Annotated in this window: 11 protein-coding genes; 3 read left to right on the top strand and 8 right to left on the bottom strand. The window is 62.1% G+C overall.

What is annotated here, in order from left to right; all coding sequences use genetic code 11:
• Positions 1-28: 28 nt before the first annotated feature.
• Positions 29-757, top strand: coding sequence for an endonuclease/exonuclease/phosphatase family protein (locus EFQ99_RS28730; protein ID WP_126924547.1), 729 nt, complete (start codon positions 29-31; stop codon positions 755-757).
• Positions 758-899: 142 nt separating this feature from the next.
• Entirely contained in the window at positions 900-3407 is a 2508-nt protein-coding gene (locus EFQ99_RS28725) for a methyl-accepting chemotaxis protein (RefSeq protein ID WP_126924546.1), read from the top strand.
• Between the two features lie 44 nt (positions 3408-3451).
• Here EFQ99_RS28725 and EFQ99_RS28720 read toward each other — a convergent pair whose 3' ends face one another.
• From EFQ99_RS28720 to EFQ99_RS28695, 6 genes are all read right to left on the bottom strand, one after another.
• Positions 3452-3703: a hypothetical protein gene (locus tag EFQ99_RS28720; RefSeq protein ID WP_126924545.1), complete on the bottom strand. Its 252-nt coding sequence runs from the start codon at positions 3701-3703 to the stop codon at positions 3452-3454.
• Between the two features lie 116 nt (positions 3704-3819).
• Positions 3820-5718, bottom strand: a complete 1899-nt coding sequence (locus EFQ99_RS28715; RefSeq protein WP_126924544.1) for a potassium transporter Kup — start codon at positions 5716-5718, stop codon at positions 3820-3822.
• Positions 5719-5893: 175 nt separating this feature from the next.
• On the bottom strand, positions 5894-6403 hold the full coding sequence (locus tag EFQ99_RS28710) for a hypothetical protein (protein WP_126924543.1): 510 nt from the start codon (positions 6401-6403) through the stop codon (positions 5894-5896).
• Between the two features lie 89 nt (positions 6404-6492).
• Entirely contained in the window at positions 6493-7629 is a 1137-nt protein-coding gene (locus tag EFQ99_RS28705) for an NAD(P)/FAD-dependent oxidoreductase (protein ID WP_126924542.1), read from the bottom strand.
• Between the two features lie 69 nt (positions 7630-7698).
• Entirely contained in the window at positions 7699-9219 is a 1521-nt protein-coding gene (locus tag EFQ99_RS36045) for an amino acid ABC transporter permease/ATP-binding protein (RefSeq protein ID WP_126924541.1), read from the bottom strand.
• A gap of 79 nt (positions 9220-9298) precedes the next feature.
• Positions 9299-10126 carry an ABC transporter substrate-binding protein gene (locus EFQ99_RS28695; RefSeq protein ID WP_126924540.1) on the bottom strand — a complete coding sequence of 276 codons (828 nt, stop codon included), beginning with the start codon at positions 10124-10126 and terminating at the stop codon, positions 9299-9301.
• 178 nt (positions 10127-10304) lie between these two features.
• Between EFQ99_RS28695 and EFQ99_RS28690 the strand changes: the two genes are divergently transcribed.
• Positions 10305-11375: a LacI family DNA-binding transcriptional regulator gene (locus tag EFQ99_RS28690; RefSeq protein WP_126924539.1), complete on the top strand. Its 1071-nt coding sequence runs from the start codon at positions 10305-10307 to the stop codon at positions 11373-11375.
• 106 nt (positions 11376-11481) lie between these two features.
• On the opposite strand, the gene EFQ99_RS28685 is transcribed toward EFQ99_RS28690, so the two are convergent.
• Both EFQ99_RS28685 and EFQ99_RS28680 read right to left on the bottom strand, forming a co-directional pair.
• The gene (locus EFQ99_RS28685) at positions 11482-11745 is read right to left on the bottom strand and encodes a hypothetical protein (protein WP_126924538.1); all 264 of its coding nucleotides are present in this window, start codon (positions 11743-11745) and stop codon (positions 11482-11484) included.
• A 104-nt stretch (positions 11746-11849) separates the two neighbouring features.
• Positions 11850-12080 (bottom strand): hypothetical protein, encoded by a 231-nt coding sequence (locus EFQ99_RS28680; RefSeq protein ID WP_126924537.1) that lies wholly within the window; start codon positions 12078-12080, stop codon positions 11850-11852.
• Between the last annotated feature and the right edge of the window lie 65 nt (positions 12081-12145).

Here is a 12145-nt window from a genome sequence, read left to right as displayed (position 1 = left end):
GCTTCTCTGTTCCCTCTATGTGGTGGCCATGCCGGACAGACCGATCAAACTCCTGACCTATAACGTCCACAGCTGCATCGGCAGCGACCGGAAACTCGATCCCGGCCGCATCGCCTCCGTCATCGCCGAGACGGAGGCCGATATCATCGCCCTTCAGGAAGTGGACGTCGGCAGGCGCAGGACTGACGGGATCGACCAGGCGCATGTCATCGCCTCGCTCCTGAAGATGCAGGCGCATTTCCATCCGGCGCTGTCGGTCGCCGAGGAGCAATATGGCGATGCGATCATCACCGCGCTGCCGACCGGCGCGGTCAAATCAGGCCCCCTGCCCTCGATCGGCGAGACCAGGGGCGCGCTTTCCGTCGAAATAACGGTCGGCGACCGGAAGCTGCTCGTCGTCAATACCCATCTCGGCCTTCGCGGGCGCGAACGCATCCGGCAGATGACGACGCTGCTCAATTCCGGCTGGATGCACGGCACGTCGGAAATGTCCCTTCCAACTGTTCTCTGCGGCGATTTCAACGCCATTCCCACTTCCGCGACCTATCGGCTGGTGACGCGGTCACTAAAGGATGCCCAGCTCGCCGGCCCGCGTGCGCCGAGAGCAACCTTTCCTTCCCGCTATCCGCTGATGCGCCTCGACCACATCTTCGTCACCGACGACCTCGTCGTCCACAGCGCGACGGTGCTCGAAAACCGGCTGACAAGGGTCGCCTCGGACCATCTCCCCCTGCTGGCGGAAATCGGCTTCGTCTGATCGCCCCGAAATCCGGTGGAAAAACGACTTTCAACGCGCTCACGGCGACATTTGAAACGAATATTTCACGAATCATTCTGTATGAAATATTCATTCCATTGACGCTTTATGTGTTTGAGGTACGCGGGAAAGGGAGGGGCTCATGCTGGGAAGGCTGTTGTCGCGGGTTCGCATCCAGACGCAGGTGATGGTGTTCATCGTTCCGTTCGTCTTGAGCATCATGGCGGTCGGCGCCATGGGCTTTTATGCATCGAGCCTCCTTCAGGGGCGCATGGATATTTCCAATTCCGTCCTGCAATCGCTCAGCGGCTTTCGCGATCTGTCGGCCGCAATGGCCGAGTTCCTCGCCAATGCCACTCGGGAAAACAGGGATATCGTCACCCAGAAGCTTGCCGATCAGCGCAGTCTTCTGAAATCCGACCTCGACAGGCTCGCTTCCGATCGCAGCGGCCAGCAGGAACTGGAGCAGACGCTGTCTTCCATCGACGGAATTTCCACGCGAATGGACTCGCTGTGGCAGCTTCAGGAGAACCGGACCGCGCTGCTTGCCGATCTCCAGAAGGCGCAGAGCGTCGTCGTTTCCTCACAGACGGATATTGTCGAAGGCAGCAAGGTTCTCCAGCGCGCGGCCGATATGCAGGAGGATGAGGCCCGCAATACGCTCGGCGATGCGCAGCGCATTTCGGACTTCGCGTCCTTCGCGCAGGCATTGAACGACAAGGCTCAAGCGGGCGGCCCTATCGCAGGCTCCGATGTGGAGGAACTCGCCCGGCAGCAACGCATCCTCGCCATGGCGCTTGCCGGCGAAGCGGCAGAGGCCAGGAAGGCGGTCGACGATGCCGTTGCGACCTTGAAGCCGCTGGTCGAAGCCACCGATCAGAACGAGGAACGCGCAGCCGGTCTCCGAAACGTCATCGGCCAGCTCGTCGGCAGACTGCCCGACCTGCAGGCGGTAGCCACTCGGCGGGTGAAAACGGTCACCGACAAGGCGGCCGAGACCGCCAAATCGGTCGAGCGCGCCAAAACAGGCCAGAGAGACGGCCAGAAGCTCACAACCTCGGCCTATGTGATCCAGATCGTCATGGCGAAACTGACGCTCGCGCCGACGGACGCCAATCTCCAGCGGCTTTCGCAGGAAATCACCGCTGTCCGGAAAGGACTGGACGTTCTGATTTCCGATGCCGGCGGCGTTTCGCAGTTCGACAATCTCAAGCCGAAGCTTCTGCCGGCGCTGGACAGGATGCAGAAATCCGCCACCGATCTCGTCCGCATTAGCGCGGAGCGCCAGGACGAATTCCGCGCTGCTGCTGCCGATGTCGACCGCATGTGGTCGCAGCTGACGGCTTTTGCCGAAATGCAGCGGCAGAACGCCGCCGAGGAGCGCACCAACGCCAATTCCATGTCGATAGGAACGACCTTCCTCGGCGTGCTGATCGCAATCCTCGCCGGCGTCGGGCTGACCGTGACGCTCAAGGGACCGATCAACCAGATCACCTCGGCGATGCGGCGGCTCGCCGACGGCAAGCTCGAAACATCGATCGTCGGCGAATACAGGGCCGACGAGATCGGCGACATGGCGCGTGCGTTGGGCGTCTTCAAGAACAATGCCATCGCCAAGGTCGAGATCGAGGAGCGCAGCGAGATCGAGCGAACGAGAGCGGAGGAAGAAAGGCACCGTAACGACGAGGAAAAACGCGCGGTCGAAGGGCAGATCGATTTCGCGGTCACGGCGCTGGCGGAAGGTCTCGGACGCCTGGCGCGGGGCGACATTTCGCAGACGATCGCCACACCTTTCTTCGGCCGGCTGGAACAGCTTCGCAACGATTTTAACTCGTCGCTGCTGCGCCTGCAGGAAACGATCGACCAGATCCGCACCAACACCCGGATGATCGAGGGCAATGCCGGCCAGATGGATCTCTCCGCTAACAACCTGGCAAAGCGCACCGAACAGCAGGCCGTCGCGCTCGAGGAGATCGCCGCGGCCATCGAGGAGATCACCACCACGGTCCGTTCCTCCGCGGCTTGCGCCGACGATGCCCGCGAGATCATCACCGATACCAAGCAGACGGCCGATGCCTCGTCGGCGGTCGTCGCCAGCGCTATCGATGCGATGGGCAAGATCGAAGCCGCCTCCGACGAGATCGTGCAGATCATCGACGTCATCGACGAGATCGCCTTCCAGACGAACCTGCTTGCGCTCAACGCCGGCATCGAAGCGGCACGCGCCGGTGAGGCCGGAAAAGGTTTTGCGGTCGTCGCCCAGGAAGTCCGCGATCTCGCCCAGCGCTCGGCGGAGGCCGGCCAGAAGATCAAGCAGCTCATCGGCCGCTCGCGGGCGGAGATTACCAACGGCGCGCGCGTCGTGCGCGAAACGAGCGAAATCCTTGAGAATATTTCCGCGAAAGTGGTCACCGCATCCGAGCAGATGGACGTCATCGCCCGCTCGAGCCGGGAGCAATACAACGCGCTCCATGAAGTGAATACGTCGGTCAACCGGATGGACCAGATGACCCAGCAGAATGCGGCCATGGTCGAGGAAACAAGTGCGGCGACCAAAGAACTGGCAGACGAGACGAAGACGCTCCTCCAGCTGATCGACCAGTTCCAATTGGATGAAAAGGATGCACCCCGGCGTATCAGCGCGGCATAAGACAGCCTGGTTCCCTGCGGGCGTCATGGCCGCGACGCGCGGCCTCAGTGGCAGCTGTAAAGCAGCGGCATCACATCTTCGTCCGCCAGCTCCGGATAGAGCTGCCTGCGCGTGCGGGCGAGCGCTTCGGCCTCCCGGCGGTTCCGTTCGAGCAGAACCGATGTCACGTCCTTGTAGGGTGCACCGTCCGACAGGGCGACGCGGACGGTTGCGCCTTGCGAAAGGAAATCGCAGAACGACTGCACCGAGCGCAGCCGCGTCGTGATCTCGACGTAGCGGTCATCATATCCAGCCATGCAATCCTCCTTTCAAGACAGGAAGGTTTCACGCACACTTCGGCAACAAGATGGCGCCCGCTCAATTCGCCGGCATATGTACGCTTCCGGACCCGACCCTTGCCGAACCAGTTCGGTCAGATCACCAGCTGCTCGCCGAGTTCGACGACACGATTGCTCGGCAACTGGAAATAATCGGACGGATCGATGGCGAAACCGGCCATGGCGATGAACAGCCGATCCTGCCAATGGGGAAGACCGGTATTGGGATCGCCGACGAGCTTGCGCCGCCCGACATAGAAGGAGGTCGACATGATCTCGAAGTTGAATCCCGCCTGCCGGCAGAGCGGCATGGCCGCCGACACGTTCTGATCTTCCATAAAGCCGAAATTGAGCTGGATCTTGCTGAAGCGGGGCGAGAGCCGCTCGATCGTCACGCGCTGCGATTCCGGCACATAGGGTCGCGATGCCGTCCGGACATTCAGGATGACGTTGCGGTCGTGAAGGACCCTGTTGTGCTTGATATTGTGCAGGAGCACGTTCGGCGTCATGTCGGGAACGCTTGTCAGGAAGATCGCCGTTCCCGGGACATCGACGGGGCTATGGTCGGATTTCCGCTCGATCGACTTGATGAACTGGGCAAGCGGAATGTCGTTGCGCGCCGACTTTTCCCGCACGAGCAACGTTCCCTTCTTCCATGTCCACATCATGGCGATCAGCGCTGCGGCGATCAGGACCGGAACATAGCCGCCGTCATGGATCTTCAAAAGGTTGGCGCCGAGGAAGACGCTCTCCAGCACGAAGAGCGGAAGCAGGACGGCCAGGGCTGATAACACCGTCCAGCCCCAGATGGCGCGAAGGAACTGGTACGACAGCACTGTTGTGACCACCATCGCGCCTGTCACCGAGATCCCGTAGGCCGTCGCCAGCGATTCCGAGCTGCCGAAGCTGAGGATCAGGGCAAGCACGCCGATCAGCAGCATCATGTTGACCGTGGGAACGTAGATCTGGCCGGTATTCGAGGCCGATGTGAAGCATATTTCCAGCCGGGGCAGGAATCCGAGATGGATGGCCTGGCGCGCGAGCGAGAAGGCTCCCGTGATCACCGCCTGGCTGGCGATAATCGTCGCGGCCGTCGCCAGAAGCACCGTCGGCAGCAGCGCCCATCCCGGGAACAGCAGGAAGAACGGATCGGAAGCGGCAGCCGGGTTCTTCAGGACGAGAGCGCCCTGGCCGAGATAGTTGAGGGCAAGCGACGGAAAGACGACGGCGAACCAGGCGAACTGGATCGGCCTGCGCCCGAAATGTCCGAGATCGGCATAGAGCGCCTCGGCACCGGTGACGGTCAGGAAGACGGCGCCGAGGATGACGAGGCCGACGAAGCCCGCATGGGTGATGAAATCGAGCGCGTAGTAGGGATTGAGTGCGGCGAGGATGGAGAGGTCGTCGGCGATATGCAGCAGGCCGGCTATGCCCATGACCACGAACCAGACAAGGGTGATCGGTCCGAACAGCCTGGAAACGGCGGCAGTGCCGACCGACTGCATCAGGAATATGACGAGCATGATTGCCACCGCGATCGGCAGCACATAGGGCGTAAAGACGGGTGTCACCAGTTTCAGCCCTTCCAGCGCGGAAAGGACCGAAAGCGCCGGCGTGATCATCGCGTCCCCGATAAAAAGGGCGGCACCGATGATGCCGGCGAAGAAGAAGATGGTCGCGTGCTTTTTCGTCTTCTTCATCAGAAGGGCCAGCAGCGACAGCGTTCCGCCCTCGCCGTCATTGTCGGCCCGCAAGAGAAAAAGCACGTATTTGAAGGTGACGATGATCGTCAGCGTCCAGATCATCAGCGAGATCAGCCCGATCACTTCAGGCGGGGTCGCGCCGTCATGCGCGAAGGGCCGAAGCGCCTCGCGAAAGGCATAGAGCGGGCTGGTGCCGATGTCGCCATAGACGACCCCGATCGCACCGAGCACCAGCGCCGCGAGTTGTCGCGAACCATTTTGGCTGCTGGCGTCATGGGCTGTCGCAGTCATCGGGCATCCTCGGCTTTTGGTCCAGACCAAGGATATGGTGCGGCCATCGCAATTTAAAACACTATCGAAACCTGATCGATCTTATCCGGATGACCGCAGGCCAGATCGGCCTCATAGCCGACTCTGAAGCCAATTCCAAGAAATAGAGCGCGGTCCCGTTCGAACACCGCGCGACCTACGCTCGGGCGAACTTCCGGTTCAGTGCGGCAGCGACAAGGGGCAAAGCCGTGGTCGCCACGGTTCCCAAAGGCAGCCGGCGGATGCCGCGCGCCACGACGAATGCCGTCGCCATCGCGCCCGCCAGCTTGAGCCACGGCTGATTGCCGAGCTGCGCATGGGCGCTCGCATCGGCCCAGCGGACGTTCTCGGAAACCACGGTCGCCGCCTGCTCTCTGATCACGTGAAGGCGAGCCCGGAGGTTTTCGAGCTCTTCCCGCAACTCCCGTAGCCGGGCTTCCAGAACATGATCCTCGGAAACGGGGAACGGCACCTCGCCATAGTCTTCACTCCGAGGCAGGCCATCTGCGCCAAGCGTGGCAAGATACGCCCGGTACTCGGCCTCGCTCGCAAAGCCCTCACGCCGCAGCAGAGCGGGATTGACGCCCGCCTCTTCCCCGTTCGCCATTGGGATGCCGTCGTCATATCTCTTCTCTGTGCCAAAGTCGGCGGACTGGTCCTTCACCATGATGCGTCTCCCGTTGTTTCCAGAGGAAAACGCTCAATGGCTCTAATTGATCCGCCCGCCGCTCAGCCTGTCGCGCTGCCGTTTCGACCTCACTGTTGCGATGGACTGAAGCGCTCGGGCCGGAAGCCCACAAGCAGCGGGTGGCGGTGCCCGGTGGCTATCTCGTCCGCCAGCAGTTCGCCGGCGATCAGCCCAAGGGTGGCCCCGCTATGGCTGAAGGCGACGAAATAACCCGGGATCGACGGCAATTCGCCGAAGACCGGCTCGCCGTCGCCCGGGATAGGTTTCAGCCCGACGCCGTAATCCTCGATCTCAAGCACAGGATTGCCTTCGAGAACGTTCGACGCCTCACGCAACAGCCCGTCCAGCGTCGATTGCCTGACATCATAGCTGCCGTCAGGCCTGACGCGCACCTCTTCCTCCGACCAGGCGGAATCGAGCGCGAAGCCGCCATTTGGCGTTGGGCGAATGGCAACGCGAGGCGTATTGAGTACGGCCTTCAGCGGATGGCGGATCGGCTTGGTTCTGACGAGAAGGGCAACTGGCGTCCCGTCCTCGATATGCTGGCCGGCCTCGGCCACGATCGCCGGAACCTCGCCGCCCGCGGCAAGCAGCACGGCATCGGCCGCGCGGCGCCTGCCATCCGCCGTCGTGACACCGCTGGCGCGCCCGCCTTCGATATCCACCGTCGCACGCCCGGCATTGATGACGATCTCGCCGCCGAGTTCGCGGAATTCTTTAGCAAGCGCGCCGATCAGCGAGGGGAGATCGACCCACCCCTCCCCGGGATTGAAGATCGCGCCCTGCGGCGTCACGGCACGGGCGTCGACCCCGGGCGTTGCCGCGGCAATTTTTTCGGGCGCGAGCCATTGCGCGTGATAGCCGAGATCGCGCTCGTAGTCGAAGATCTCCGTGATCTCATTGCTGGCGTCATCGGCGTCCCAGGTGAGGCCGCCGTCGAAACGAACCCACGGGGCATCGGGATATCGGGCGGCGAGCGTACGGTAACGGTCAATACCGGCCAGGCGCAGCCTATGATAGGCATCCGAGCGCTTGCGGGCCGAGTTGAGCCAGGCGAGCGAACGGCCGGAGGCGCCGTTGGCAAGCGGCCCGTCATTGATCAGCACGGTGGCAATCCCGAGCCGGGCCAGATGGACCGCCGTCGAGACGCCGAATATGCCGCCGCCGATGATGGCGACCTTCGAAGACTTGTTGAAGGCATTCATGTCGATAACCTTGTTTCCTGCTCTTGCTTTGTTCGAATGAGATCCAGCGCGTGCGTTGCGACCGATGCGTCAGAGGACTTCCGCCAGGAAGCGCTGCAGCCGTTCGCTGCGCGGATTGTCGAAGATCTGCTCGGGGCATCCCGCCTCGACGATACGGCCCTCATCCATGAAGACGACCTGGTCGGCCACCCTGCGGGCAAATCCCATCTCATGGGTCACGACAGCCATCGTCATGCCCTGACGGCCGAGTGCGGCCATCAGGTCAAGAACGCCTTTCACCAGTTCGGGATCGAGTGCGCTCGTGACTTCGTCGAACAATATGATTTCGGGGTCCATGGCGAGTGCGCGGGCGATGGCGACACGCTGCTGTTGACCGCCCGAAAGCCCCGCCGGGCGATGATCCCTGCGGGCGGCAAGACCGACTTCGGCGAGCCGCGCCTCGGCGATACGCTGCGCCTCCCGCCTCGGCATTTTCTTGACCTTCGTCAGCGACAACATGACGTTCTCAAACGCTGTATGGTCGGGGAACAGGTTGAAGTGCTGGAACACCATGCCGACGCGCCGGCGCAGCCTCTCCGGCTTCATGGCAAGGATGCTGTCGCCATCGAGAAGGATGTCGCCGCCCTTCGGTTCGACGAGCCGGTTCAGGCAGCGCAGCAGTGTCGATTTGCCCGAGCCGGAAGGCCCAATGATGCAGGTGACGCTGCCGGGGGCAATGTCGAGGTCGATGCCCTTCAGCACGTCGAGTTCGCCATAGGCCATGGTGAGATTGCGGATGTTGAGCGCGCCGCCCCTGAAACGTGGCGCATCGGTAGCAGCGGGGCTGGCGGCCGCCTTCAGCTCGCTCACCTCGACCAACCCGCTCGCGGTGCCTGAACCGCGCCCCTGTTTTCCCAGCCGCAGCCTCGTATCGATGAAATTGACAAAGTGGGTCAGCGGCACGGTGATGACGAGGTAGAAGACGCCCGCCAGCAGCAGCGGCGACAGATTGCCGGTGACGACGGCCTGGTCCTGTCCTACGCGAAAGATCTCCCGCTCCGAGGCGAGCAATCCCAGGAAATAGACGAGGCTCGAATCCTTGACGTTGCCGATGAACTGATTGACCAGCGCCGGCAGAACGCGTCGGACACCCTGCGGGATGACGATCAGGCGCATGCCCTGCCCGTAGCTCATGCTGAGCGCCCGACAGGCTTCCATCTGTCCGCGCTCGACGCTCTGGATGCCCGATCGGAAGATCTCGCCGATATAGGCGCCGGCAATCAGGCTGAGCGCCAGGATGCCGAGCGGGAATGGCGACGGACCGAAGATCTCCCGTCCCATCCGGGCAAACCCTTGGCCGATGATCAGGATCGTGACGATCGCCGGCAGCCCGCGAAAAATATCGGTATAAATGCGTGCCGGCAGCCGCAGCCAGCGGGACTGCGAAATGCCCATGACCGCGAGCACCATGCCGATGACGACGCCGAGCACGGTTGAAGCGGCGGCGAGGATCAGCGTATTCTTCAGGCCGATGCTGATCATGCTCGGCAGCACTTCCGCCATCGCGTCCCAATCCAGGAAGCTGCGGCGCAGATTTTCAAGCCAGTTCATAAAAATCCCCATCGAAGCCCTTGTCGGACATGCCGGCGCAAGGCGTCAGCCGTCCGCTTTTGACGGACGGCCTGCGGCCTCACTTCTTGGGAAGATACTGGTCGGGCATCGGCGAGCCGGGAAACCACTTTTCGTAGAGTGTCTTCCAGGTGCCGTCCTGCATCGCGTCGTGCAGGGCGCCGTTCAGCGCCGTGCGGAACGCGTCGTTGCCCTTCCTGATCACGAAGCCAGCCGGCGCATCGAAGGACGGGATGTTGACGGCGACCTTCAGTGCGGGATAACGCTCGCCATATTGCTTGGCGGCCTCGTAATCGAGAAAATGCGCATCGATCGTGCCATTATTGAGCGCAGCCACGGCGGAATTGTTGTCGGGGAATTTCACGAGATCGGTCCCACCGAAATTCTTGGCGGCATAGACTTCCTGCAGCGTTCCCTGCACCACGCCGAGACGCTTGCCCTTCAGCCCATCAGCATCCTTGATCCCGGCATCAGGCGTCAGCACGGAGAGGTAGCCGGCAAGATAGCCGTCGGAAAAATCGACCGTCTTCTTGCGGGCTTCGGTGGTTCCGATCGCCGCAACGGCAACGTCGAAGCGCTCATTGGCGACCGAAGGCAGCAGCGCCGAAAATTCCTGGCCGGTGAACGTCACCTTCTCCTTGGGGAAGCCGATGCGGGAGGCGACGTTGAGGAAGAACTCGATGTCGAAACCAGTGAATTGGCCGTCCGCTGTGGCGAAAGTGTAGGGTTTGGCGTCGCCCATCGTGCCGACGCTGATCGTCCCGGGCTCGATGAGATTGTAGGGATTGCCGGCCGCGACAGCCGACCCGGCGCCCGTTGCAAGAAGGCACGTCAAAAGGCCGGCCCGCAGCGGGGCTAAGAGGGCTGCAAAAGATTCAAAGGTTTTCATGGTCGTTCTCCGCTCTGAAAGGAATGCTCTTACCGGCATTGTCTGCCCTCCTCTCCTGTCGCAACGCGACGAAGATTTCTGGACAAGAAACCGGTCTCATATATAAAGAGACCGGTCTCACGACATATTTGATACTCGTCAATTGACCGCCCGTCAATAACTCTTGTAGTGCTTGCTCATGGAAGATTCCGCTGCTTCGAAACGTTCAGTCACAGTCGCCGACGTCGCGAAGGCGGCAAAGGTCTCGAAGGCGACGGCTGCCCGCGTTCTCGGCGGCTACGGCGTGGTCAGCGATGAGATCAAGGACCGGGTCATGGCGGCCGCGGCCGCGCTCGAATACCGGCCGAACGAACTTGCCCGCAGCATGAGCACCGGCCGTTCCGGCATTATCGGGGTCGTGGTCGGTGATATCGAGAATGCCTTCTTCAGCCTGGCGGTGCGCGGCATCAGCGATGCGGCGCGTCTTGCCGGCTACAACGTCATCATCGCCAATTCCGGCGAAAAGCTCGACGCGGAGAAATCGGCCGTCGATCTCTTGATCGGCAAGCGTGTCGACGGGCTGATCGTAACGCCGGCCCGCTGCGACGGCATGGGGCATCTGCAGGATGTCCGCCGCGCCGGCGTGCCCCTCGTCCTCTTCGACCGAAGCATTCCGGAGCTCGGCGTCGATGCCGTGACCGGCGATGACCGGGATGCTGCCATTACGGCGACCCGTTACATGGTGGACCAGGGGCATCGCCACCTGGCCTACGTCTCCGCCATGGACGACGAGGGTGGCGGGCTGATCGATACCGGCCGGATTTCGAATTCCGCCGTGCGCGAACGCGTCGAAGGCTTCGTCAGCGTCCTGAAAGAGGCGGGCTTGCCGCACCCCCTTCACTCTGTGCGATTCGGAGCCACCGACCAGCAGCAGACGGACTCCGTCGTCAGACGCTTGCTCTCGGAAGCATCGCCACCGACGGCTCTGCTGGCATCCGACAGCCTCGTCGGGCTGAGGATCTTCAGGTCGCTGCAATCGCTCGGGCTGTCGATACCGAGAGACGTCTCGATGATTTCCTTTCTCGACGCCGACTGGACCAGCGTCACCGTTCCCCCGATCACCGTCATCGACCAGCACGTCTACGACATGGGCAAACTCGCTGGCGAACGGCTTGTCGCCCGCATCGAACGAACACCGCTTGCTGCCGAACGCCTGCGCGTCGGCACGAGCCTCGTTGTGCGCGGCTCCGTCGCGGCGCCCGGCGGATGATTCCTTCTAAGCGCGTCGCAATCTTTCAGATGCGCTTGCCGCGCTTAGGTCCTTATTTTGCGCATGTCGTTATCGCAAAACCGCGCACACTTTTGCGCGACAGGCTCTAGTCGAAAAGCTCGCCGTGGCCGATCTGCTCCCGTTTGCCGGGCGCGTCGCTAATGACAGGATCGTCGGCCGGGTCGGGATCTTTCTTGTTGGCATCGTTCAGAAATTGCGCGGCCTTGAGGAGTGCCACCGATATCTCCTCGGTTCCCCATCCGGCTTCGTTGGCGGCTGCAACCAGCTTTTCAAGGGCATCGCGCGCAGCAGCGGTCGCCTGTTCGAAGCGTTGCACGGGCGCTTCGGATTTGGGCGGTGGAAAGGTCATCGGCGTTCCCTCCAAGGATGTGGCCATCGGGGATGAACGCGGCTCGCCGGAAATGGATGCACCACTCCCGCTTATTTTGACAGATATGCGGCCTGCCTCCGGCGTCAGATGACGGTCTGCAGCAGAAACTGAGAGCGCTCCAGCGGCTGCTGGGCGAGAATCCTCAGCATGGCAGGGCCTTGTATGCCTGATGTCGTGCGCGAGCGGCCGTCGTGATAGACCACCGTCATCATCTGGCTGTGAATATCGTAGCGAATCTCTGCGATCGTCCTGGTGTGAACAGGAAAGATGAACTCCTCGGCCTGAGATTCCTGCTTCAGCTTTTTCATGCTCATCGCGATGCCCCAACGAAACAATGACGAGCGAAAAGGACAGGCCTGGTCCGGCCCCACGTCCTTCA

The organism is Rhizobium vallis (genome assembly GCF_003985155.1).
GTDB lineage: Bacteria > Pseudomonadota > Alphaproteobacteria > Rhizobiales > Rhizobiaceae > Rhizobium > Rhizobium vallis.
Note: the sequence above shows the minus strand (reverse complement) of the source record. Positions and strands in the feature narration are given on the sequence as shown.

What these genes read in the sequence shown, in the direction of transcription:
- EFQ99_RS28715 (WP_126924544.1), bottom strand. Translation starts at nt 5,718, where the DNA reads ATGACTGCGACAGCCCATGACGCCAGCAGCCAAAATGGTTCGCGACAA.
- EFQ99_RS28695 (WP_126924540.1), bottom strand. Translation starts at nt 10,126, where the DNA reads ATGAAAACCTTTGAATCTTTTGCAGCCCTCTTAGCCCCGCTGCGGGCC.
- EFQ99_RS28705 (WP_126924542.1), bottom strand. Translation starts at nt 7,629, where the DNA reads ATGAATGCCTTCAACAAGTCTTCGAAGGTCGCCATCATCGGCGGCGGC.
- EFQ99_RS28725 (WP_126924546.1), top strand. Translation starts at nt 900, where the DNA reads ATGCTGGGAAGGCTGTTGTCGCGGGTTCGCATCCAGACGCAGGTGATG.
- EFQ99_RS28710 (WP_126924543.1), bottom strand. Translation starts at nt 6,403, where the DNA reads ATGGTGAAGGACCAGTCCGCCGACTTTGGCACAGAGAAGAGATATGAC.
- EFQ99_RS28720 (WP_126924545.1), bottom strand. Translation starts at nt 3,703, where the DNA reads ATGGCTGGATATGATGACCGCTACGTCGAGATCACGACGCGGCTGCGC.
- EFQ99_RS28685 (WP_126924538.1), bottom strand. Translation starts at nt 11,745, where the DNA reads ATGACCTTTCCACCGCCCAAATCCGAAGCGCCCGTGCAACGCTTCGAA.
- EFQ99_RS28690 (WP_126924539.1), top strand. Translation starts at nt 10,305, where the DNA reads ATGGAAGATTCCGCTGCTTCGAAACGTTCAGTCACAGTCGCCGACGTC.
- EFQ99_RS28730 (WP_126924547.1), top strand. Translation starts at nt 29, where the DNA reads ATGCCGGACAGACCGATCAAACTCCTGACCTATAACGTCCACAGCTGC.
- EFQ99_RS36045 (WP_126924541.1), bottom strand. Translation starts at nt 9,219, where the DNA reads ATGAACTGGCTTGAAAATCTGCGCCGCAGCTTCCTGGATTGGGACGCG.
- EFQ99_RS28680 (WP_126924537.1), bottom strand. Translation starts at nt 12,080, where the DNA reads ATGAGCATGAAAAAGCTGAAGCAGGAATCTCAGGCCGAGGAGTTCATC.